The organism is Gluconacetobacter sp. (genome assembly GCF_047721585.1).
In the GTDB taxonomy this organism is placed as follows: domain Bacteria; phylum Pseudomonadota; class Alphaproteobacteria; order Acetobacterales; family Acetobacteraceae; genus Gluconacetobacter; species Gluconacetobacter dulcium.
Map to the genome: position 1 here is coordinate 1 of NZ_JBDNXE010000049.1, position 23,120 is coordinate 23,120.

21 protein-coding genes are annotated in these 23,120 nt (G+C 66.5%); 12 read left to right on the forward strand and 9 right to left on the reverse strand.

Annotated features, from left to right (window positions below):
- Positions 1-25 precede the first annotated feature (25 nt).
- From pqqD to pqqA, 4 genes are read right to left on the reverse strand one after another with little or no spacing between them, the layout of a single operon-like run.
- A complete protein-coding gene (pqqD, locus tag ABF821_RS10715; RefSeq protein WP_182975379.1) occupies positions 26-322 on the reverse strand; it encodes a pyrroloquinoline quinone biosynthesis peptide chaperone PqqD in 297 nt (98 codons plus the stop codon).
- Positions 319-1,056, reverse strand: a complete 738-nt coding sequence (pqqC, locus tag ABF821_RS10720) for a pyrroloquinoline-quinone synthase PqqC (protein ID WP_415529996.1) — start codon at positions 1,054-1,056, stop codon at positions 319-321. The genes pqqD and pqqC overlap by 4 nt, the downstream gene beginning before the upstream one ends.
- Positions 1,053-1,976, reverse strand: coding sequence for a pyrroloquinoline quinone biosynthesis protein PqqB (gene pqqB / locus ABF821_RS10725; protein ID WP_415529997.1), 924 nt, complete (start codon positions 1,974-1,976; stop codon positions 1,053-1,055). The genes pqqC and pqqB overlap by 4 nt, the downstream gene beginning before the upstream one ends.
- Before the next feature lie 60 nt (positions 1,977-2,036).
- Positions 2,037-2,117: a pyrroloquinoline quinone precursor peptide PqqA gene (pqqA, locus tag ABF821_RS10730; protein WP_035378309.1), complete on the reverse strand. Its 81-nt coding sequence runs from the start codon at positions 2,115-2,117 to the stop codon at positions 2,037-2,039.
- 326 nt (positions 2,118-2,443) lie between these two features.
- On the opposite strand from pqqA, the gene ABF821_RS10735 reads away from it, so the two are divergent.
- Positions 2,444-3,667, forward strand: coding sequence for an AI-2E family transporter (locus tag ABF821_RS10735; protein WP_182975382.1), 1,224 nt, complete (start codon positions 2,444-2,446; stop codon positions 3,665-3,667).
- A 58-nt stretch (positions 3,668-3,725) separates the two neighbouring features.
- On the opposite strand, the gene ABF821_RS10740 is transcribed toward ABF821_RS10735, so the two are convergent.
- Positions 3,726-4,481, reverse strand: a complete 756-nt coding sequence (locus ABF821_RS10740; protein ID WP_182975383.1) for a Crp/Fnr family transcriptional regulator — start codon at positions 4,479-4,481, stop codon at positions 3,726-3,728.
- 318 nt (positions 4,482-4,799) lie between these two features.
- On the opposite strand from ABF821_RS10740, the gene ABF821_RS10745 reads away from it, so the two are divergent.
- The 7 genes from ABF821_RS10745 (at position 4,800) to ABF821_RS10775 (ending at position 11,705) form a co-directional block, all read left to right on the forward strand.
- Positions 4,800-5,276, forward strand: coding sequence for a hypothetical protein (locus ABF821_RS10745; protein ID WP_182975384.1), 477 nt, complete (start codon positions 4,800-4,802; stop codon positions 5,274-5,276).
- A gap of 85 nt (positions 5,277-5,361) precedes the next feature.
- Entirely contained in the window at positions 5,362-6,150 is a 789-nt protein-coding gene (locus ABF821_RS10750; RefSeq protein ID WP_114725189.1) for an OmpW/AlkL family protein, read from the forward strand.
- Positions 6,151-6,155: 5 nt separating this feature from the next.
- Positions 6,156-7,529: an oxygen-independent coproporphyrinogen III oxidase gene (gene hemN, locus ABF821_RS10755; RefSeq protein WP_415529998.1), complete on the forward strand. Its 1,374-nt coding sequence runs from the start codon at positions 6,156-6,158 to the stop codon at positions 7,527-7,529.
- A gap of 28 nt (positions 7,530-7,557) precedes the next feature.
- A complete protein-coding gene (locus tag ABF821_RS10760; RefSeq protein ID WP_182975385.1) occupies positions 7,558-8,190 on the forward strand; it encodes a 2OG-Fe(II) oxygenase in 633 nt (210 codons plus the stop codon).
- 111 nt (positions 8,191-8,301) lie between these two features.
- Positions 8,302-9,939 carry a 4Fe-4S dicluster domain-containing protein gene (locus ABF821_RS10765; RefSeq protein WP_415530009.1) on the forward strand — a complete coding sequence of 546 codons (1,638 nt, stop codon included), beginning with the start codon at positions 8,302-8,304 and terminating at the stop codon, positions 9,937-9,939.
- 81 nt (positions 9,940-10,020) lie between these two features.
- The gene (locus tag ABF821_RS10770; RefSeq protein WP_183008111.1) at positions 10,021-10,770 is read left to right on the forward strand and encodes an electron transfer flavoprotein subunit beta/FixA family protein; all 750 of its coding nucleotides are present in this window, start codon (positions 10,021-10,023) and stop codon (positions 10,768-10,770) included.
- 2 nt (positions 10,771-10,772) lie between these two features.
- Positions 10,773-11,705: an electron transfer flavoprotein subunit alpha/FixB family protein gene (locus ABF821_RS10775; RefSeq protein WP_415529999.1), complete on the forward strand. Its 933-nt coding sequence runs from the start codon at positions 10,773-10,775 to the stop codon at positions 11,703-11,705.
- Between the two features lie 60 nt (positions 11,706-11,765).
- On the opposite strand, the gene ABF821_RS10780 is transcribed toward ABF821_RS10775, so the two are convergent.
- The 3 genes from ABF821_RS10780 to ABF821_RS10790 all read right to left on the reverse strand — a co-directional run bounded on the left by ABF821_RS10780 (position 11,766) and on the right by ABF821_RS10790 (position 14,350).
- Positions 11,766-11,969, reverse strand: coding sequence for a hypothetical protein (locus ABF821_RS10780; protein ID WP_114725197.1), 204 nt, complete (start codon positions 11,967-11,969; stop codon positions 11,766-11,768).
- 23 nt (positions 11,970-11,992) lie between these two features.
- The gene (locus ABF821_RS10785) at positions 11,993-13,438 is read right to left on the reverse strand and encodes an MATE family efflux transporter (protein WP_246402699.1); all 1,446 of its coding nucleotides are present in this window, start codon (positions 13,436-13,438) and stop codon (positions 11,993-11,995) included.
- Positions 13,439-13,639: 201 nt separating this feature from the next.
- Positions 13,640-14,350 (reverse strand): TetR/AcrR family transcriptional regulator, encoded by a 711-nt coding sequence (locus tag ABF821_RS10790; RefSeq protein WP_415530000.1) that lies wholly within the window; start codon positions 14,348-14,350, stop codon positions 13,640-13,642.
- A 207-nt stretch (positions 14,351-14,557) separates the two neighbouring features.
- Here ABF821_RS10790 and ABF821_RS10795 point away from each other — a divergent pair, with 207 nt between their 5' ends.
- From ABF821_RS10795 to ABF821_RS10810, 4 genes are all read left to right on the forward strand, one after another.
- Positions 14,558-15,721 carry an efflux RND transporter periplasmic adaptor subunit gene (locus ABF821_RS10795; protein WP_415530001.1) on the forward strand — a complete coding sequence of 388 codons (1,164 nt, stop codon included), beginning with the start codon at positions 14,558-14,560 and terminating at the stop codon, positions 15,719-15,721.
- Between the two features lie 6 nt (positions 15,722-15,727).
- Positions 15,728-18,889 carry an efflux RND transporter permease subunit gene (locus ABF821_RS10800; RefSeq protein WP_415530002.1) on the forward strand — a complete coding sequence of 1,054 codons (3,162 nt, stop codon included), beginning with the start codon at positions 15,728-15,730 and terminating at the stop codon, positions 18,887-18,889.
- 4 nt (positions 18,890-18,893) lie between these two features.
- Entirely contained in the window at positions 18,894-20,408 is a 1,515-nt protein-coding gene (locus ABF821_RS10805) for an efflux transporter outer membrane subunit (protein ID WP_415530003.1), read from the forward strand.
- Positions 20,409-20,816: 408 nt separating this feature from the next.
- Positions 20,817-21,497 (forward strand): YoaK family protein, encoded by a 681-nt coding sequence (locus tag ABF821_RS10810; protein ID WP_415530004.1) that lies wholly within the window; start codon positions 20,817-20,819, stop codon positions 21,495-21,497.
- 121 nt (positions 21,498-21,618) lie between these two features.
- On the opposite strand, the gene pyk is transcribed toward ABF821_RS10810, so the two are convergent.
- Complete coding sequence (gene pyk / locus ABF821_RS10815) at positions 21,619-23,058, reverse strand: pyruvate kinase (RefSeq protein WP_114725211.1); 1,440 nt, start codon at positions 23,056-23,058, stop codon at positions 21,619-21,621.
- Positions 23,059-23,120 lie beyond the last annotated feature (62 nt).

The window sequence follows — 23,120 nt, forward strand, 5'->3', positions numbered from 1 at the left end:
GGGGCGGGAGGAGCCGGGGCGATGGTCATGCTGTCAGCACCTGCCGTTCGGTCAGGCTGGCGATCATCTCCAGCACATCCTGCGCGATGACGGGGCGCGGGGCGGCGAACCGCTCGGCCAGGGTGTCGATGATGGCGGACACCGGTCGCGTGCCGTCCACCAGACGCAGGATCTCGGCGGCGATCGGGTCGGCGATGAAGGCGCGTTCGGGCGCCTGGATCACCCACTGGTCGCGCACCCGGTCATGGTGCAGGCGGGTGCCGCGCAGGAAGCGGACGATTGTTTCCTCGCCGACCGGGGACGGAGTGGGGGCGCCGGTCATGAGGCGTCGGGCGTGAAGGCGCCGGGCGGGATGCGGCCGGGGACGACATAGGCGTAATCCAGCGCATCGAGCATCGACCACAGCACGGCGCATTTGAAGGTCAGCGCGTCCAGCACCGCTTTCTGCTCGGCGGCGGTGCGGGCATGTTCGCGCACATAGGCCAGGGCGAAGTCGGAATCGCGCGGGGCCTGGGTCAGCCGGGGCTGGAAATAGGCCAGCGTTTCGGGCGTGACAAAATCATAATGGCGCAGCATGCCCGACACGCGCTCGCTGATGATGGTGGGCGAGAACAGTTCGGTCAGCGACGAGGCGATGGCTTCCAGGATCGGGCGGTCGCGGACGAATTCCACATACGCATCGACGGCGAAGCGGGTGGCGGGGAGCAGGCCCGCCAGCGACTCGACATAGGCGCGGTCCAGCCCGACGCCATCGGTGAGTTTCAGCCAGCGGGCGACGCCGCCGGTGCTCGGCGCGTCGCCGTCGTGATCGACCAGCCGCCGCCGCCATTCGCGGCGCAGGTCGGCCGTCGGCAGGCGGGCCAGCAGGGTCGCGTCCTTGGCGGGGATGCGGCACTGGTAATAATAGCGGTTGAGCGCCCAGGCCTGCACCTGGGCTTTCGTCAGGCGCCCGTCATGCAAGGCCCGGTGGAAGGGATGCAGGTTGTGGTAGCGCGCGGCACCGATGGCGCGCAGCGCGGCCTCCAGGTCGTCGGGAGAGAGCGGGCGGTCCGTCATGCCGTTATCCTCATGCCATCGAAGGCCACGTCCCATCCGGCTGCGTTGGCCGAGGCGCGCTCCGGACTGTCGGCCAGCAGGACGGGGTTGGAATTATTGATGTGGATCAGGATTTTGTGCCCGATTTCCAGATCGGACAATGCGCTGATCGTGCCGTCCGGACCGCTGACCGACATATGGCCCATGCGCTGGCCGGTCTTCTGCCCCAGCCCGGCGCGGAGCATCTCGTCGTCGGTCCAGAGCGTGCCGTCGAAGAACACGATGTCCGCCCCGCGCAGACGAGCCCGCAGCGCGTCGGTCATGCGTGCGCAGCCGGGAATGAAGAAGACGTGGCGTGTGCCGTCGGTGATCGCCAGCCCCACCGTCTCGCCATTTTCGACGATGGCCGCCGGATCGGGGCCGGTTTCGGCGTAGAGCGGCACTTTGCCGGGCACCGCGAAGGGGGTGATCGTCAGCCCGGCCGGGGTGCCGTCGGGCAGCGCCAGCACGCAGGGCGCGTCCAGCGCCAGGGCGTGGCGCGGTACGATGGTGCGGTCCAGGGCTTCGAAGATCGGGTTGGCGTCCAGCAGGTCCAGCACCGGGCGCGTGCCCAGCAGGGTGAAAGGCTGGCGCTCGCGCAGGGTCAGCAGGCCGGTCACGGTATCGACCTCGCCGCCGGTCAGGATCACCCCGGCGATGGGGGTGGAGCGCAGGCCGTCGCGCGGGTGCAGGGAAGGTGTCTGGCCGATCTGCGCGCGCAGGTCCGGCGAGGCGTTGACGACGAACCAGTGCATGCCGTCGCCGCTGATGGCGAGCGAAGCCTGGGTGCGGGGCAGCGCGTCCGGGTCGCCCGATCGGGCGCGCCGGCATCCGGCCGCGTTGGAATTCCATTGCGGAAAGCCGCCGCCAGCGGCCGCGCCGAGAACGATGATGTCGATCATGGCGCAGATATCTAGAACAGAAACGCCGCCCGCACGAGGCTGGGCGGCGCCTCGTGCGGCTTATTTCTTCTGGCCGCAGACGTAGCTGTTGATTTCCGCGCCCAGCGGAATTTCGGTGATCTTCGGAGCAGTCCAGGCCATGTGATCCTCCATCATTCTGGTCATGAAGGCGGGGCTTCCGCTTTCAGGTTGGATGTGAGCCCCGATGATGGCGGCTTTCAACCCTTGATCGTCGCCTTTTGCGACCATTGCCGTTCAGAACTCTCACGTTTCTGTGACGTTGGGGTGTCTGCGACGTTCGGGTGGACGTCAAGGGGGGCGAGGGGTCACATCTCCGCACCGGGCGCGTGGCACCAATGCTGGCGTGCGTTATGGCTTGCGTCGGCGCGGGTGGGGGACTACGCCCCTTTTCAACAATGGTCGGACGGGTTCCGACTGCTGGTTGCCGTTGGCGAGGCTGGGGCGTGATGCTGGCTCCCGAGAGTGAAGAAGCGGATTCGTTCGAGACGCGCCAGCAGCAGCGGGCCATAGAGGTGGTGCGCCGCAGCCGCTTCAGCGCGCAGACCATCTGCCTGCTGATCCTGACGGTGCTGGCCGTTTTCTACACCCTGTATTTCGCGGCGGCGATCATCCTGCCGATCGTGCTGGCGCTGGTGGCCAACCTGCTGCTGTCGACGCCGATGCGCCTGCTGCATGCGCGCCTGAAGCTGCCCAAGACGTTGGCCGCCCTGACCCTGATCCTGTGCCTGTTCGGGGTGATCGGGGCGATCGGCACCGCGATTTCGGTGCCGGCCGCCGGCTGGATCAGCCGTGCGCCGCAGACCATGGCGGCGATCCAGGCGCATATGGCGGTGCTGCGTGGGCCGCTGCGGATGATTCAGGCGGCCAATGAGCGGATCGACAGTTTTCTGGCGGTGGTCAGCGGGCGTGGGAGCGGCGGCGGACATGCCGCGCTGCTGGCGTCGTCCGCGCCCTCCGGCCAGGGGGGCCTGGGGATGTTCGGCTCCAGCGTGCTGCTGGGGACTCGGGCATTCGTGGGGCAGCTCTTTACCATGATGCTGATGCTGTTCTTCCTGCTGGCGCAGGGGGACAGCCTGCTGCGGCGCTTCGTCGAGATCATGCCGACCTTTGCCGACAAGCGCCGCGCGGTGCAGATCGCCTACCAGATCGAACGCAACGTCTCGCTGTACCTGACGACGATCACGATCATCAACGTGCTGGTCGGGCTGGCGAACATGCTGCAATGCTGGGTGTTCGGCCTGCCCAACCCGCTATTATGGGGCGTGCTGGCCTTCCTGCTGAACTATATCCCCATCATCGGCCCGCTGACCGGGATTGCGATCTATTTCGTCGTCAGCCTGTTCGTCTTTCCCTCGATGCTCCAGGCGCTGCTGCCGCCGATGGTCTATCTGTGCATCCATCTGATGGAAGGCGAGACGATCACGCCCATGGTGCTGGCCCGGCGTTTCACGCTCAATCCGGTGCTGGTCATGGGGTCGCTGATGTTCTGGGACTGGCTGTGGGGGGTGTGGGGGGCGTTTCTCTCGGTGCCGATGCTCGCGGTCTTCAAGATCATCTGCGACCATGTGGAGGTGCTGACGCCGATCGGCCACGTCGTCGGCGGCCCGACGCGCGGCCCGAAGAGCCGTCCGGCCGCCGCTCTCCCCGAGACGAGCCACGAGGCGGATTAAAAACCTGTTTCAGAAGCCCTGATGGCCGCTCGTGGCCGCCCGCCGGCAGCCGCGCTGTTCAGCCGGCCTCGCCGGCAGCCAGGGCGTGGAGGCGCTCCATCGCGATGATGCGCACGGTGTGACCCTTGCCGATCGTGACCAGCCGTTCGGTCCGCATCCAGCTCAGTGTGCGGCTGACCGTTTCGATCGTCAGGCCCAGATAGTCGGCCATGTCCGAGCGGGTCATGGGCAGCGGCACGTCTTCGGACGGATTGGCGACCTCGCGCACGCGTTCCAGCAGGAAGCTGGCCACCCGTTCGCGCGCGGTCTTGCGGCCCAGCAGCAGCATCTGGTTCTGTGCCGCCACCAGTTCGTTCGATGCTTCCGCCAGCAGCCTGCGTTCCAGGCGGGGAAAATCGTCCATCAACAGCCGCATCCGCGCCCGCGAAAACCGGCACAGTCGCACCGTGTCTATCGCCTCGGCACCGAACGCATACAGGTCGGACACCGCCAGACCGAGGAAATGGCCGGTGGTGGCGAAGCCGGTGATCTGCCGGCGCCCGTCGGGCAGGGCCTTGAACAGCTTCACGTTGCCCGACGTGATATTGTAGAAATCGGTGGCCGGGGCGCCTTCCTCGATGAAGCTGCGGCCCGGCAGGACCAGCGTTTCGACCGCCGTTTCGGCCAGTCGGGCGATGTCGTCATCGTCGATGACGCTGCATACGCTCTGGGCCCGGATGCCGCAGCTCAGGCAATAGCCGGGCTGGCGGTGGGCTCCGGCCAGAATCAGGCGACGCGGACGGGCATCGCGCTGGCAGGCGGTCTGGTCAGACATATCGTCCGGGTTCCTCCCGGTTCAGGCCCGCGGGACAGCGGACCGGTCGTTTTGGCACGGACGGCCATCCGTCCGCTAAGAGCCTGACCGCAAATGTGCCTTGGTGGCGATCCGGCATGTGTTTCCTGCGCTCCGATGCTCAGAAACACACGCTGGACGCGGCCCTGACAGGCCGCTCTCGCTCACCAGCCCGCATTTTCGGTCAGGCCCTCATGCCCGCATGCATAGCAGAATGCGGGCTGAATTGATCTGAATCAATGCCTTTTACTGCATCGGACCCAAGCGTGCGGGTATGGAAGGTTCCAGCCGCGCCCAACGATGAATTCCGACCCCTCGCTTGTCGTCGGCCTGCTGGGCCCCCAGGACGCCCCGCTGGTCTATCCGCTGGTGCGCCTGGCCTATCCGGGAATGGCGCGCGGCGCGTGGATGCGGCTGGCGCGCCGTGCCCTGCGCACGGGTCCGCGCGGCCGGCAGGGTATTCTCGTGGCGCGTCACGCCCCCTCTTCTCCACCCTGCGGATTGATATCCTTTCGGTGCGCGCCTGATATGCGCCACGGGCGGGTCCTGACGGCGGAGCACTTCGTCGCGCTGACGTTCGGCGAGGTCTGGTCGGTGCTGGACGCTTTCCTGCCCGCTTTGGAAAATATGGCGTGCGAGGCCGGGTGCGGGAGCGCGCGCGTGATCCTGCCGGGGGACCAGCAGGCGCTGGCGGCACGTATGGCCACCCGTGGGGGCAATACGACACACCCGATGCCGATTCGTACACTGATCGAGATATCGCAGAATATGGCTTGATTTAAGTCAAGGCGATGACAGCCGGTGCGTGATCAATGCACACCACACGATGTTGTTCATCGCTTGAATTTGAAAGGCGCATACGATGAAACTCACCCGTAGCCTCGTCGTCCCGGCCCTGGCCGGTCTGTTGGCGCTGGCGCCGGGCGCGGGACGCGCCCAGACGGCTACGCCGTCGGCTTATGTCAATGCGCCCGTTACCTCGGATTCCGTTCCGCCGCCGCCCTCGCATGGCAGCCATTGCGGCCTGTTCGAGACCTGCGCCAGCACCAAGATCGGTCTGGGCAAGGGCGATTTCCTGATCCGTCTGTCCGCGCTGGGCGTGCTGCCCGAAGACCGGGACAGCAAGCTGTGGATCAACGGCAACGCGGTTGCGGGCCGGGTGAAGACCACGCGCCAGGTTACGCCGGAACTGACGTTCGAATATTTCTTCACCGACAATCTTTCGGTGGACCTGATCGCCGCCAGCTCGCGGCATGAGGTTGCCGCCGACGGTGTCGGCGGGGCGGCCCATGTCGATGTCGGCAGCGCCTGGGTGCTGCCGCCCACCGTGACCTTCGCGTGGCATTTCCGGCCGCATAAGCGCTTCAACCCCTATGTGGGTGTCGGCGGCACGATGGCGTGGTTCCATAACGTCTCGCCGGCCGGCGGCCTGGTGCAGAAGCTCAATGTCGGCTTCACCGGCGGGCCTTCGGTCAATGCGGGCTTCGATTACCAGCTCGTGGGCAACTGGTTCTTCAACTTCGACGTCAAGCAGATGTTCATGCGGATGCATGCCTGGGCCAACGACCGTGGCACCAGCAGCCCCTTCATCAAGGCGCATGACTCGCTCGACCCGACCGTGGTTGGCGCCGGTATCGAATACCGGTTCTGATCCCGATGGACATGTTGCCTCCTTCCGACGTTCTGGTTCGGTATGGGGGCAACATGCCGCGTTATACGAGTTACCCGACTGCGGCGCAGTTTGACGCCTCGGTCGGTGCCGCCGAAGCCGATGCGTGGCTTCGCGCGGTTCCGGCGGGCACGCCGGTATCGCTTTACCTGCATGTTCCGTTCTGCGACGTGCTGTGCCTGTTCTGCGGGTGCAACAGCTCGGTCGTGCGCGATGCCGACCTGCGGGCGGCCTATGCCGGGCTCCTGATCGATGAATTGCACCGGGTGGCGGCGCGCCTCGGCGCCGGCCGGCCCGTGCGGCATGTGCAGTGGGGCGGCGGCACGCCGACGACCCTGCCGCCAGAGAGCATGCGCGCGGTGATGGAGACGATTTATCGCCTGTTCGCCGTGGAGGCGGATGCCGAAATCGCCATCGAACTCGACCCCCGTTTTCTGCCCGACGATTATCCGCCGCTGCTGGGCGCGCTGGGGTTCAACCGTGCCAGCCTGGGCGTGCAGGACCTCGATCCGGCCGTGCAGGCGGCCAGTGGCCGGGTGCAGAGCCTGGAACAGACCGAGGATTGCGTGCGCCGGGTGCGCGCGGCGGGAATCCGCTCGGTCAATGTCGATCTGATCTATGGCCTGCCCTACCAGACCGTCGATGGTGCGGGGGATACGGCATTGACCGTCGCGGAGGTGCTGCGGCCGGAGCGGCTGGCGGTGTTCGGCTACGCGCATGTGCCGTGGAAGCAGAAGCGCCAAGCTCTGCTGCCGGAAGCGGCCCTGCCGCCGCCCGTCGAGCGGCTGGCCCAGCGGGCGCGTATCGACGAGGCCCTGCGCCTATCGGGTTATAGCGCCGTGGGGCTGGATCATTATGCCCGGCCCGATGATGCGCTCTGTCTTGCGGCGGCGGCCGGCACCCTGCGCCGCAATTTCCAGGGTTATACCGTCGATCCCGCGCCGGTGCTGGTCGGAGTCGGGGCCTCGGCGATTTCGAATTTTCCCCAGGGCATGACGCAGAACGTACCGGCGAATGCATTCTATGCGCGCGCCATGGAGACCATGCCTGACAGCCTGCCCGCCGTGCGCGGTGTGTGCCGGACCGGGGACGACCGGCTGCGCGGCGAGGTGATCGAGCGGCTGATGTGCGACCTTCAGGTCGATCCGGCTGCCATCGGGGCTCGCCATGGGGCTTCGACCACCTGGTTTGACGGTGCATGGCCGGCCCTGCGGCAGGCCGAGAAGGACGGGCTGGTGGTGATGGACGGCCCCGTGGTTCGCGTGACCGAGAAGGGCCGGCCGTTCCTGCGCAATATTGCTTCCGTCTTCGACGCGCATCATGTGCCCGCCGGTGTGAAGCGTCATGCCGGTGCGCTGTAGCCCTGCCGTGATGGACATGGAGAGGCTGATGCCCAATCAGGCGGCCGCGTCGGTGCGGGCGGCGGAAGAGCGGGCGTGGCCGTTCGCGCACTGGGTGCTGGAGGATGTTCTGCCGCCGCCGGTCTGTGCCGCGCTGCTGGCGTGGGACCCTGGAGCGGATGCCCATGGCGGCGATACCGGCGGCCGGCGCGATGCCCGCAACGGCCGGCGTGTCTTCGTGACGCCCGAGACGCGCCGCGTGCCGGGGCTGGATCGACTGGCCCGCATGTTCGATGCCGTGGAGGCCCGCGATGCCATTTCCGCGCGGTGCGGAGCCCGGCTGGCCGGGACGGCCCTGCGGTTGGAACTGTGCCTCGATACCGATGGATTCTGGCTGGAGCCGCATACCGATATCGGGGCGAAGAAGCTGACGCTGCTGATCGCGCTGTCCACCGATGCGGGGGCGGCGGAATGGGGCACCGACCTGATGACGGCGGATGGCCAGCCGGTCGCGCGGGCCAGCGGCGCGTTCAATTCCGGCCTGATGTTCGTGCCCGGCGAAGAGAGCTGGCATGGGTTCGTCCGCCGGCCGATCCGGGGCCTGCGGCGGTCGTTGATCGTCAATTTCGTCTCGCCGGAATGGCGCGCGCTCGGGGAATTGGCGTTCGGTCCCGCGTGCTGATGTGCCGCCGCTTTTGCGTTCCGGCCCCGTTCGGTTCTAGGAAGGCATAAATCTTCCATCCGGGCCGTGGCGTTCATGGCGCAGCAACTGCATGACGAGGCAAGAAAGGCGATGACCGAAAACGCGCGCGAGACAATGGAATTCGATATTGTCGTTGTCGGTGGCGGGCCGTCCGGTCTGGCGGCGGCGATCCGCCTGCGGCAGCTCGTGCCGCAGGCCACGGTCTGCCTGATCGAGAAGGGCAGCGAGATCGGTGCCCATATCCTCTCCGGCGCGGTGATCGAACCGCGCGCGCTCGACGAACTGCTGCCGGACTGGCGCGAGACCGGTGCGCCGCTGAATACGCCGGTGACGGAGGAGGCCATGCTCTTCCTGACCGAAAAACGCGGCTATACCGTGCCGATGCTGGACCGGGTGATGCCGCACATGCGCAACCACGGCAATTACATCGTCAGCCTCGGCGATGTCTGCCGCTGGCTGGCCGGGCGGGCCGAGGAACTGGGGGTGGAGATCTATCCCGGTTTCGCCGGCGCGGACCTGCTGGTCGAGGACGGGCGCGTGGTGGGCGTGGTGACGGGCGACATGGGCATCGGCCGCGATGGCGAGCCCGGCCCCAACTACGCGCCGGGCATGGAACTGCGCGCGAAATATACCCTGTTCGCCGAAGGGTGCCGGGGGTCGCTGACCAAGCGGCTGATGGCGATGTATAATCTGCGCAAGGGCGTGGACCCGCAGACCTACGGCCTGGGGATCAAGGAATTGTGGGAGGTTCCGGCCGAGCAGCATCGTCCGGGGCTGGTGCAGCATAGTTTCGGCTGGCCGCTGGACGACCGGACCTATGGCGGCGCCTGGATGTATCATTTCGGCGAGAATCTGGTCTCTTACGGTTTCGTGGTCGGGCTGGATTATCCCAATACCTGGCTCTCGCCATTCGACGAGATGCAGCGGCTGAAGCTGCACCCCTCCTTCCGGGCCACGTTCGAGGGCGGTCGCCGCATTGCCTATGGTGCGCGGGCACTGTCGGAGGGGGGCATCCAGTCGCTTCCGCGCCTGACGTTCCCCGGTGGCGCGCTGATCGGCGATACGGCGGGCTTCCTGAACGTGCCCAAGATCAAGGGCACCCATACCGCGATGAAATCGGGGATGCTGGCGGCCGAGGCGGTGGCCGAGGCGATGGAGGGTGGCCGGGCGGAGCCGACATCCTATACCGCGCGGGTCCGCAAATCCTGGCTGTGGGAGGAACTGCGCGGCGTCCGTAACATTCGCCCCGCCTTCGCGCGGTTCGGCATGAAGGGCGGCGCGCTCTATTCGGGCATCGACGCCATGCTGTTGCGGGGGCGTGCGCCGTGGACGCTGCATCATCGGCATGCGGACAACGAGGTTCTGGAATCCGCCAGCGCCTCGCCGCAGATCGCCTATCCGAAGCCGGACGGCAAGATCACGTTCGACAAGCTGTCGTCGGTCTTTCTCTCCGCCACCAATCATGAGGAAGACCAGCCCGTTCATCTGAAGCTGCGTAATGACGCGCTGTGGAAGACGGTGAACTGGGATGTGTTCCGCGCGCCCGAGAGCCGTTATTGTCCGGCCGGCGTTTACGAGGCGGTGGATGTCGAGACCGCGCCGCGCTTGCAGATCAACGCCCAGAACTGCGTGCATTGCAAGACGTGCGACATCAAGGACCCGGCGCAAAATATCGACTGGTGCACGCCCGAGGGCGCCGGCGGGCCGAATTACCCCGGCGGGATGTGATTTTTTGGTGAAATGCGCTATGGGGGGCGCCCCCCCGAGGGCGGTTGCTCTCTTTCCGCTGACAGACAGGCGAAGAGGTCCATGAAGGTTCTTGTTCCCGTAAAGCGCGTGATCGATTTCAACATCAAGCCGCGCGTGAAGGCGGACGGCACGGGTGTCGAGACCGCTGGCGTGAAGATGTCGATGAACCCCTTCGACGAGATCGCGGTCGAGGAAGCCGTGCGCCTGAAGGAAAAGGGCATCGCGACCGAAGTGGTGGCGGTGTCGGTCGGCGTGCAGCAGGCGCAGGACACGCTGCGCACCGCCATGGCGATGGGTGCTGATCGGGCGATTCTGGTCCTGACCGACGTGGCGGTTGAGCCGCTGGCGGTGGCCAAGGTCCTGAAGGCGCTGGTGGCGAAGGAAAGCCCCGACCTGGTGCTGCTGGGCAAGCAGGCGATCGACGACGACATGAACGCCACCGGCCAGATGCTGGCCGGTCTGCTGGGCTGGGCCCAGGGCACGTTCGCCAGCAAGATCGAGATCGCGGACGGCAAGGCCACCGTGACGCGCGAGATCGATGGCGGGCTGGAGACGCTGACGCTGACGCTGCCGGCCATCGTGACCGCCGACCTGCGGCTGAACGAGCCGCGCTATGCGTCGCTGCCCAACATCATGAAGGCGCGCAAGAAGCCGCTTGAGACGATCGCGCCCGCCGATCTGGGTGTGGATGTGACGCCGCGCCTGACCATCGTCTCGGTGGCCGAGCCGCCGGCGCGCCAGCAGGGCATCAAGGTCGAATCCGCCGCCGATCTGGTGGCGCGTCTGCGCAACGAAGCGAAGGTGATCTGATCATGGCCGTACTCGTTTTTCTGGATCATGAGTCCGGTGTCATCCGTCAGGCGTCGCGTTCGGCCGTCACGGCGGCGCGGGCGCTGGGCGAGGTGCATGCGCTGGTCACCGGCGATGCCGCCGTGGCCGATGCCGCCGCGCGGATCGACGGCGTGGCCAAGGTGCTGCGCGCGGCCGGTGCCGCAACCGCCCATGAACTCGCCGAGCCGCTGGCGGCGGTGATCGCCGATCTGGCCCCGGCCTACAGCCATATCGTCGCGGCTTCGGGCGCCAGCGGGAAGAACGTGCTGCCGCGTGCCGCCGCCCTGCTGGACGTGCAGCCGATCCCCGACGTGGTGTCGATCGTCGATGCCGATACGTTCGTGCGCCCGATCTATGCCGGCAGCGCGCTGGCGACGGTGAAGTCGTCGGATGCGAAGAAGGTGCTGACGGTGCGTGCCTCGTCCTTCGATCCCGCTTCGGCCGAAGGCGGCGCCGCCCCGATCGAGCAGGTGACGGTGCCGGACGGGCCGGCGGTGTCGGCGTTCGTCTCGATCGCGCTGTCGAAATCCGAGCGTCCCGAGCTGGAATCGGCGCGGGTGATCGTCTCGGGTGGCCGGGGCATGCAGAACGAAGAGAACTTCAAGCTGCTGAACCCGCTGGCCGACCGGCTGGGGGCGGCGATCGGCGCCTCGCGCGCCGCCGTCGATGCCGGGTTTGTGCCCAACGATTATCAGGTGGGGCAGACCGGCAAGATCGTGGCGCCGGACCTGTATATCGCCGTCGGGATTTCCGGCGCGATCCAGCATCTGGCGGGGATGAAGGACAGCAAGGTCATCGTCGCGATCAACAAGGACCCTGAATCCCCGATCTTTCAGGTGGCGGATTACGGGCTGGTCGGGGACCTGTTCGAGATCCTGCCGCAGGTTGAGGCGGCGCTGGATACGGCGGGCTGAGGGGAAGGTCGGGCTCCGCCCGAACCCGCAAGGGGCCGGTGGCCCCTTGACCCCGATTCGTTAGTCTTCGCCCAGGACCGCGCGGGCGCGGCGGACGATTGTTTCGTACTCTTCCGCGTTCAGGTGGCCCTCGTGCAGCATCGCGCTGGCGCGTGCCAGCGCATCGCGGGCATGGGCGGCGTCGGGGATCGGGTAGCGGCGGCCGGGGAGCGCGAAAGCGTCGTCCGGCAGGGCATTGCGCTCTTCTTCGGTGAGACGGGACATCGGGGGGCCTTTCTTTAAGGGGTTCAGACGCGGGCGACGTCTTCGGCGATCTGGTCTTCCTCATCCAGTTCGTTCAGTTCGGCCATTGCGCTCTTGGCGGTCCGGCCCGGCAGTTCGGTGGCCAGGCCTGGGACGATTCGTCCGGGCTTGAGATTGCGCACCACCGAGAAGGCGGTCAGCACGGCCCAGGTGCCGAAGACGACGCTGCCCAGAACCTGCCCGACCTGCACGCCGCAGGGGCCGAACCGCATACCGATCCAGACGAACGGAATGGTGCCCAGTGTCGCCCGCCCCCAGTTGAACAGCGTGGAATAGAGCGGGAAGCCCAGATTGTTGAAGGCCGTGTTGGCGACGAACAGCATGCCGATGAACAGGTAGCTGCCGACGGTCCAGGTGCAGAACAGGCGGATCAGGTCGGCCGTGGTGCCCTGGGCGGCAAACGCCTGCACCACGAGATTCTGTGCCGGCAGCAGGATCGCCCAGGTCAGCGCGACGCAGAGGGCAACCAGCTTGAGCGCCGCCACCAGGGTCTGGCGCACCCTGTCCAGTTGGCCCGCGCCCTGGTTCTGCGACATGATCGGCCCCACCGAGCCGGTCAGCGCGAAGACGAAGGCGAAGGCGACGGGCACGATCCGGTCGATGGTCGCCTGCCCCGCCACCGCCGCCAGGCCGAACGTGGCCATGGCATGGGTGACGAACAGGCCGCCGATGGGGGTGGCCAGGTTGGTCAGGATCGCCGGCATCGCGACCCCGCCGACCAGTTTGGCGTCATGCAGAATGTAGCGGGTGGAGGGCATGGCCAGCAGGTCGTGCCGCCGCACCGCCAGATAGCTCAGGATGGCCACCAGCCCACGGGACAGGATGGTGCTGATGGCGGCGCCCGCCAGCCCCAGATGCAGCCAGAAGATCAGCAGCGGGTCGAGCATGGCCGAGGCCAGTGCCCCGATCAGCGTCACGTTCATGGATTGTTTGGCGTCGCCGACCGCGCGCAGCAGGCTGGAGCAGCCCATGCCTGCCGCCACCAGCCACAGGGCGGGGGAGACGATGCGGATATACTGGCCGGCCTGCTCCGCCACGCGGCCCGTGGCGCCGAACAGATGCAGGATCGGGGTCGAGAAGATGGCCGTTGCCAGCCCCAGCGCGACCATGACCGCCGTCATGACCAGCACGAAGGACGAGGCGATGCGCCGCGCCCGGTCGTGCCGGCCGGCGCCGATCTGGCGGGCGGTGACGGCGCCCAGTCCGATCGACATGCCGATGGAGACCGCGATCTGGACATAGCCGACCGCGCCGGTAAAGCCGATCGCCGCCGTGAGCGCCGGGTCGTTCAGGCGCGAGATGTAGAACAGGTTCAGCAGATCGACGGCGAACACGGCCATCAGCCCGATCGCCCCGGTGCCGGCCATGACGACGACATGGCGCATGATGTCGCCGGAGCAGAAACGGGCGGGACGGCATGCCTGCGTCATCGGGCCGCGTCCCTGCCCGCCCCGGCTGCGCGTGTGGCCGCGCCCCTGGTGCAGCATGCGGCGCCGGCTGAGGGTCCTGGGATCATTGCCCCGATGATAGACTCTTTCCCGCCGCGGGAAAGCCCGATCGTGCATGGGTCGCGCGGACGGCGGCCCGTCGCGGGCATGAGGTGGCCGGATGCGGGGGCGGAACGCCGGCGGTCAGAAGCGGCCCGGTTCGGTGGCGGCCAGCCCGGTCAGGAAAATGCGTACCCAGCGGCGGATATTGGCCTCGATCTCGTCCCAGGCCATGAGGTCGCGCGCATGGAACAGTTCGCCCAGGATCAGCTTGCCGACCGTCATGTTGAACAGGCCGATGGCGAGGTCCTCGACATCGTCGATGGGCCAGGTGCCGGCCGCCTGCTGGCGCAACAGCCATTCCTCGATCTGGTTGCAGTTTCCGCTCAGCTCGATGCTTTGCATGATGCGGCGGATTTCGGCGGAATCGCGGATTTCGCCGACGATGGCGCGGACCAGGCACATCCGGTCCGGTGCCAGCACGCGGGTCGCGATCGTCAGCAGAATATGGACCAGTTCGGCCTCGGGCGCGACGCCGGCCGGGCAGCGGACCGTCAAGTGCTTGATGTCGAACAGCCGCTCGCGGATCAGGGTGCGGAACAGGTCCTCCTTCGAGGCGAACATCTGGTAGATGGTCTTCTTGGACATGCCCGACATCTGCGCCAGCTTGTCCATGGACGCGCTATGGTAGCCGTGATCGTCCAGAACCTGGCAGGCGGCGTTCAGGATCAGCTCCCGCCGTTCGCCACCGTCCAGCACCGGAGGACGGCCCGGGCATCGCTTTTCGGCGCATGGTCCGGGTTCGCGGGGGCGGGCAAGCATCAGATCCGATATCGTCGCCCCGGTAGCGGGCATTCCAGCAATCCCTTCCTGTCGCGAGCGGCCGGCCTGTCGGGCGACCATTGACCGGAGTTTAGAAACGAAATAGTTTCCCCGCAAGAAAACCACTCGGTTTCCATATGCCGGCATTGCATGGGACGGTTTCGCGGGGGCATGGCTGCCGCGACGCCGGTTTTCGGTCAGGGCCGGCGATCTGTCGTTTCCGCAGGGCTCAATCACGCAATGACGTACCCCCGTCCCCATCGCGCCGTCCTTCTTGCCGCCTGCGCATCTCTGGCGCTGGCCGGCTGCAAGCGTCAGGCTGCTCCCCCCGCTCCTCCGCCGCAGCAGGTCGGCGTCAGGACCCTGAGCGCGGCACCGTTCAGCGTCACCACCGACCTGCCGGGCCGGACCGAGGCGATCGAGATCGCCCAGGTGCGTCCGCAGGTGAACGGCGTGATCCAGAAACGCCTGTTCGTGGAGGGTTCTGACGTGACAGCCGGCCAGCAGCTCTACCAGATCGATCCGTCGGCCTATCAGGCGACCTATGATGCGGCCAAGGCGCAATTGCAGCACGCGCAGGCGGCGCGTGTCACCGCGCAGGCGAAGCTGGACCGCTACGGGCCGCTGGTGCGCGCCCATGCCGTCAGCCGTCAGGATTACGACGATGCCACGGCCGCCGCGCGCGAGGCCGATGCCGACATCGCCCAGGCGCACGCGAATGTCGAAAGCGCCATGGTCAACCTGAATTATACCCGCGTGCTGTCGCCGATTTCCGGGCGGATCGGCCGGTCGCTGATGACGGTCGGCGCGCTGGCCACGGTGGGGCAGACCTCGAGCCTGTCGGTCGTGACCCGGCTGGACCCGATCTATGTCGACGTCAACCTGCCGGCGACGCGGCTGCTCGAACTGCGGCGCGAGTTGCAGCAGGGGCGCTTGCAGCGCGCGGGGCAGGATGCCGCCACCGTCACCCTGACGCTGGAGGATGGCAGCACCTACGAGCAGCCGGGACGCCTGGAATTCTCGGAAGTGAATGTGGACGAGACGACGGCGACGGTGGTGGTCCGCGCGATCATGCCGAATGCGGCGCATATGCTGCTGCCCGGCATGTATGTCCATGCCAGGCTTGAAGAGGGCGTCGATCCGTCCGCGCTACGCGTGCCGCAGGAAGCGGTTACCCGCAATTCGCACGGCGATCCGACGGTGATGGTGGTGGGCGCGGACAACAAGGTCTCCATTCGCGGCATCACCACCGGCCCGGCCGCCGGAGGCGACTGGATCGTGACCGCCGGGTTGAAGGCGGGCGAGCGGGTCGTGGTCAGCGGTTTGCAGAAGATCCACCCTGGAGACACCGTTTCCCCCACCGAGGTGGCCGCCCAGCCGGCCCCGCAGGGCAAGGCGGGATAAAGACGCATGTCACGCTTCTTCATTGACCGGCCCATCTTCGCATGGGTCATCGGGCTGGTGATCATGCTGGTGGGGGCGGTTTCGATCTTCCGCCTGCCGATCGCCCAGTATCCCTCCATCGCGCCGCCGCAGATCGCGATCAGCGTCGTCTATCCGGGCGCGTCGGCCGAGACGGTGAACAACACCGTGGTCCGGCCGATCCTGCAACAGATGTACGGCCTGGATCATCTGGAATATGTCTCGGCGCAGTCCTACGCCAGCGGCCAGATGGAAATCGACCTGACGTTCGAGCAGGGGACCAACCCCGACATCGCGCAGGTCCAGGTGCAGAACAAGCTCCAGCTTGCGCAGCCGCGCCTGCCGACCGAAGTCACGGCCCAGGGCCTGACCGTGACCAAGGCCGTGAAGAACTTCATGCTGGTGCTGGCCTTCATCTCCACCGACGGCAGCATGTCGGGCTTCGACATCGCCGATTACGTGGCGTCGAACGTGTCCGACCCCATCAGCCGCGTTTCGGGGGTGGGCGACCACACGCTGTTCGGCTCCGAATATGCCATGCGCATCTGGATGGACCCCGGCAAGCTGTTCAAATACGGCATGACGATCAGCGACGTGCAGACGGCGCTGCAGGAACAGAACATCCAGATTTCGTCGGGTGAAATCGGCGGGTTGCCGGCCACCCCTGGGGCGCGGATGGATGCCACCATCATCGGCCCGACCCGCCTGACCTCGCCCGAGGAATTCGGCAATATCCTGCTGCGCGTGGCCCAGGGCGGCTCGCAGGTGCGCGTCCGCGATGTGGCGCGGGTGGAACTGGGGCCGCAGAGCTACAACATCAGCTCGTTCTACAACAACAAGCCGACCGTCGGCATGGCGCTGAAGCTGGCGCCGGGCGCCAACCAGCTGACGACCGAAACGGCCGTCCGGGCCGAGATCGCGCAGCTTGAGAAATTCTTCCCGCCGGGACTGAAGGTCGTCTATCCGCTGGATACCGAGCCCTTCATCGTGCTGTCGATCAAGGAGGTCGTGATCACGCTGGCCGAAGCCATCGCGCTGGTCTTCGTGGTCATGCTGATCTTCCTGCAGAATTTCCGCGCCACCCTGATCCCGACCATCGCGGTGCCGGTCGTGCTGCTGGGCACGTTCGGTATCCTCGGGGTGCTCGGCTTCTCGATCAACACGCTGACCATGCTGGCCATGGTGCTGGCGGTGGGCCTGCTGGTCGATGACGCCATCGTGGTCGTCGAGAACGTCGAGCGCGTGATGTCGGAAAAGAAGCTCTCGCCCCGCGAGGCGGCGCGCGTCTCGATGGACGAGATTTCGGGCGCGCTGGTCGGCATCGTGCTGGTGCTGACGGCGGTGTTCCTGCCGATGGCGGCGTTCGGCGGTTCGACCGGCGTGATCTATCGCCAGTTCTCGATCACCATCGTCGCCGCCATGTGGCTGTCGGTGCTGGTGGCGATGATCATGACGCCGGCCCTGTGCGCCACCATGCTCAAGCCCGGCACGCATGAGAAGACGCGCGGCCCGGCGGGCTGGTTCAACCGCGCCTTCGCACGGATCAACACGGGCTATCAGTCGGGCGTGCGCTGGATGCTGGCGCGGAGCGTGGTGTCGCTGATCCTGTATGCGCTGCTGACCGGGCTGGTGGTGTTCCTGTTCGCCCGCCTGCCGCAGGGCTTCCTGCCGGACGAGGACCAGGGCCTGATCTTCGGTCAGGTCACGCTGCCTCCCGGCGCGACCAAGGAACAGACGGCGGCGGTCAACCAGAAGGTTACGGACTATATCCTGAAGAGCGAAAGCGACAACGTGGTGTCGGTCTTCGCGATGAACGGGTTCAACTTCGCCGGGCAGGGCCAGAATGCCGGCGCCTTCTTCATCCGGCTGAAGGACTGGGACGTGCGCCCCGGCGCCGCGCGCTCGTCCTCGGCGATCGCGATGCGGGTGATGATGCATTTCTGGGGCGATCCGGAAGCCCAGATCTTCGCCATCAATCCGCCTGCCGTGCTGGAACTGGGCAATGCGACCGGTTTCGACCTGGAGCTGGAGGATCGTGGCCATGTGGGGCATGAGAAGCTGCTGGCCGCGCGCAACCAGATCCTGATGGCGGCGGCGAAGGACCCGCGTCTGATGGCCGTGCGTCCCAACGGGTTGGAAGACGCGCCGCAATACAAGCTGGATATCGACCGCGAGAAGGCCAACGCGCTGGGTGTGACCAACGCCGAGATCAACACGATGGTCGAGGGGGCGCTGGGGTCGATCTATGTGAACCAGTTCATGCGCGATGACCGCGTGAAGCAGGTCTATATCCAGGGCGAGCCCGATGCGCGCATGCTGCCGCAGGACCTGGACAAATGGTATCTGCGCAACGTGGCCAACGGGCTGGTGCCCTTCAATGCCATCGCGTCCGGCTACTGGGTCGTGGGGCCGCAGAAGGTCGAGGATTATAACGGGCTGAATGCCTTTGAGATCCTGGGCCAGCCTTCGGCGGGCTACAGCACGGGCACCGCGATGGTGGCGATTCAGGAGGCGCTGGCGAAGCTGCCGCCGGGGATCGGCTACGAATGGACCGGCCTGTCGTTCGAGCAGATGGCGTCGGGTGGTTCGACCGGGCCGCTCTATGCCCTGGCCGGGACGGTGATCCTGCTCTGCCTCGCCGCGCTGTATGAAAGCTGGGCGGTGCCCTTCGCGGTGATGCTGGTCATTCCGCTGGGCGTGCTGGGGGCGCTGACCGCCACGCTGTGGCGGGGCCTGGCCAACGACGTGTATTTCCAGGTGGGGCTGCTGACCACGGTGGGGCTGGCGGTGAAGAACGCGATCCTGATCGTGGAATTCGCCAAGGCTTTCTTCGAATCCGGCGACAGCCTGCTGGACTCGGTGGTCAAGGCCGGGCGCGAGCGGCTGCGGCCGATCCTGATGACGTCGATCGCCTTCGTCTGCGGTGTGTTTCCGCTGGCGATCGCGACCGGGGCCGGGTCGGGCGCGCGCGTGGCGATCGGCACCGCCGTGGTGGGCGGCATGCTGTCCGCCACCCTGCTGGCCATCTATTTCGTGCCGCTGTTCTTCGTGCTGGTGCTGCGGCTGTTCCGGGTTCGCCGGGTGAAGGACCGTGTGGACCCGCATGCCGATCTATCCCGTCCCGCCGGGCCGTCCGGTCAGGAGAGCTGAGTTCATGAACGGGTTTCTTTCACCGCGCCGCGCCGGGCTGATGGTTCTGGCGGCGCTGTCGGGATGCACGATGATTCCCGACTACAAGCGGCCGGCCCTGCCGGTCGCATCCACCTGGCCGCAGGGGCCGGCCTACCATGCCGCTGCCCCTGGGCAGATCGGCACGGCGGCGTCTGACCTGGGCTGGCGCGAATTCTTCGTCGATCGGCGGCTTCAGGCGCTGATCGCGCTGGCGGTGCGGGAGAATCGCGACCTGCGGTCGGCGGCCTATGCCGTGGTGCAGGCGCAAGGCCAGTACCGGGTGCAGCATGCGTCGCTCTTTCCGCAGATCGGATCGACCGGTGCGGCGATCTATCAGGCGCCTTCGAGCCATGCGGGCTTGAGTTTCGCACCGGGTCTGGATGCGGGCCGGAGCGGACAGCCTTACAGCGATGGCCGGGTCTTCAAATTCTACCAGGCGGGCATCGGCTTCTCGTCCTATGAGATCGACCTGTTCGGCCGTATCCGCAGCCTGTCGCGTGAGGCGGCGGATCAGGTCCTGAGCCAGGCCGCCAGCGAGCGCAGCCTGCTGATCAGCGTGATCTCGCAGGTGGCGACGACCTATGTGGCCTGGCTGGCCGATACCGAGCAGCTCAAGGTGACCGAGCAGACGCTGGCATCGCAGAAGGAGACGCTGCGCCTGACCCAGGCCGGCTTCGATCATGGCGAGGCCAACCAGTTGACCCTGCGTCAGGTCGAGACGCAGGTGGAGCAGGCGGCGGCCAATCACGCCCAGTATCAGCGCCAGGTGGCGCAGGACGAAAACGAACTGGTGCTGCTGGTCGGGGCGCCGCTGCCCGCGAACCTGCCGGCGCCGGCGCCGTTCGGGCAGCAGACGATCCTGGCCGACCTGCCGGCGGGCGTGCCTTCCGACCTGCTGGACCGGCGACCGGACATTCAGTCCGCCGAATTCTCGCTGCTGTCGGCCAACGACGATATCGGCGCGGCGCGGGCCGCCTTCTTTCCGCGCCTGACCCTGACGGCATCGGACGGCGTGTCCAGCCTGCAGTTTCGCAACCTGTTCACCCAGGGTGCCACGACGTTCGGGATCAATCCCCAGATCCAGATCCCGCTGCTGACCTGGGGGCAGAACGAAGGCACGTTGCAGGCCTCCAAGGCCCTGCGCAACCAGCGCATGGAGGCCTATGAAAAGGCGATCCAGACGGCGTTCCACGAAGTTTCGGACGCGCTGACCGCGCGGGCGACCTATCTGGACCAGTCGCGCCAGCTCGATGCGCTGGTGGCGTCTTCGGCCGATGCCTACCGGCTGGCGCGGATGCGCTTCGATGCGGGGGTGGATTCCTACCTGAGCACGCTGGATGCGCAGCGCACGCTCTATGGTGCGCAGCAGAGCCGGATTTCGGTGCATGAGGCGCGCTACCAGAATCTGATCACCGTCTATCGTGCCCTTGGGGGCGGGTGGACGGAACGGACCGTGCCACCGGGCCGGGTTGCCGCGGCGGCGACGCAGAAAGGCTGAAGAAACCGGTATGGGCCGGATGTGCAGGGCGGGTTCTTCGGAACCCGCCTTTTTTTGTTCTGCACGAAAATTCAGCACTCTCATGAAATAACATTGAATTGAACCTGATCATTTATTGTGCGTTGCAATGTATTTTGCGGTGCAACAAAATCATAAAACAGCATTTATTTGCATATTTCGTTTGACCGGTAGAAAAAAACACGTCATTAAAGCTTCATCGGAGTGAGAAGACCGGAACGGCCCACTCTTATGAACAAGAAACCCGTGGCGATACGATCGCGGGACTTATAAACGGGGGATCGAACCCTCGAACTGACCCTAAAAAAGGTGCATCTTTCACGATGCACCTTTTTTTATTGGCCTGGCTGCGATATGCGCGGTTTCTTCGTTTGTGAGGACAGGCCCGGATTGAAACAGATTTCCCACGACCCCAGGCTGGTTATTGTCGTCATTATGGTCACGGTTGCCATGGGGGCGCTGGATGCTGTTTCGCTGACCCATCTGAAGGTCTTTACCGGCTACATGACGGCGACCGTCATTCTGATTGCGGTGCATCTGACGTCGGGGGAATCCGTTGCCGGGCCGGGCGTGGTGGCGATTACCGCCTATCTGGCCGGGGCTGCGCTGGGGGGACGGCTGGTCCGGCGATCTTATTCGCGGCGGCGGACGGTGGCGGACCTGCTGACGGGGGTGGGGGCGCTCGTGCTGGTGGCGGCCCTGATCTGGTGGGAGGACGCGGCCTGGCGGTACTATGCCACGCTGGTCGTTCTGGCGATTGCCATGGGGTTGCAGACATCCGCGACCCGTCACGCCCAGGTTACGGACCTGACCTTGCCGGCTGCGACCATGCTGCTGCACGGGTTGATGCATGACAGCCGGCTGGCCGGCGGGCCGGCGAAAGGAGCCTGGCGGCGGGTGGCCGCGATCCTGGCCCTGTTCGGCGGGGCGGTGCTGGGGGCGCTGGTGTCCAGCGTGTCGGTGCCGATCGCGATCGGTCTGGTGGGGCTGCTGATCGGCACCGCCGGAGGCTTGCTTTACGTGGGTGACCATCCGCTGCTAGAGCGGCTGGAAACGCTCGGCCCGTTGTGAAGATCAGGGCGCTGCCCTGAAACCCGGCAGGGGCCGACGGCCCCTGCACCCTGATTTCCTGATGAATGGTTTCCAAAGGCGAAGCCTTTGGCGGGGTCAAGGGGCAGCGCCCCTTGGATGCTCACGGCACCTTGGCAACCCGCAGCGTATTGGTGCTGCCCGCCACGCCGAAGGGCAGGCCCGCCGCGATCACGATCTGATCGCCCGAGCGGGCCAGACGACTGGCCACGGCGGCGTCGATCGCCTGGTCGACCACGTTCTCCACCGTATGGACCGGCGTTTCCTGTCCGACCGACTGGGCCGTGACGCCCCACACCACGCACAGGCGGCGTGCGATCTCGTCGGTGGGCGTCAGGCCGATGATCGGGCAGGACGGCCGCTCACGCGAGATGCGCAGGGCGGTTGCCCCCGCCAGGGTGAAGGCGACGATGGCGCGTGCGTCGACGGTGGTGGCGACCTGGCCCGATGCGGCGGCGATGGCGTCGGCGACGAAGCCTTCGGGCGCCGGGCAACTGGCCTGCATCATCGACTGCCAGACGGCGTCTTCTTCGACGCGGCTGACGATGCGGCTCATGATGCCGACCGCTTCCAGCGGAAACTGACCGGCGGCGGTTTCGGCCGAGAGCATCACGGCATCCGCGCCGTCGAACACGGCGGTTGCCACATCCGATGCTTCGGCGCGGGTGGGGGTGGGGGCGCTGATCATGCTTTCCAGCATCTGGGTCGCCACCACCACCGGCTTGCCGAGCTGGCGGCACAGGCGGATGATGTGTTTCTGCGCCAGCGGTACCGCCTCGGGCGGAAGTTCGACGCCCAGATCGCCGCGCGCGACCATCACCGCGTCGGACAGGCGGACGATCTCGTCCAGATTGTCCATCGCCTGGGGTTTTTCGATCTTGGTCATGATCCAGGCGCGACCGCCGGCGATGGCGCGGGCTTCCTTGACGTCTTCGGGGCGCTGGACGAAGGAGAGACCGATATAATCCACACCGAGATCGAGGGCGAAATCGAGATCGCTGCGGTCCTTTTCGGTCAGGGCCGGGATCGGCAGCACGATGTCGGGGACGTTGACGCCCTTGCGGTCTGACAGCACGCCGCCGACGGCGACGACGGTATCCAGGTGATCCACGCCCACTTCGCGCACCACCAGGCGCAGCTTGCCGTCATCGAGCAGCAGGTTGCTGCCGACGGTGGCGGCGTGGATGATTTCGGGATGGGGCAGGCGTACCCGCCGCTCGGTGCCGGGGGTGTCGTCGAGATCGAGGCGGAAGAAGGCGCCCGTCTGCAACGTGACCTTGCCCTGTTCGAACGTGCCGACGCGCAGTTTGGGACCCTGGACATCGGCCAGGATGCCGATCGGCCGCCCCAGTTCGGCCTCGACCGCGCGAATGATCTCGTAGCGGGCGGCGTGGTCGGCATGTGTGCCGTGCGAGAAATTCAGGCGGAACACGTCGGCCCCGGACTCGGCCAGCGCGCGGATGATTTCGCGCGTGGATGAGGCCGGCCCCAGGGTGGACACGATCTTGGTGCGCCGGGGGCGTAAGGCTGTAGCGGAAGACATGGGCGTTTTCTCCTTCTGGATTCTGTCCGCAACCCGTTCGCTGTCCTGCTCCCGGCGGGCGC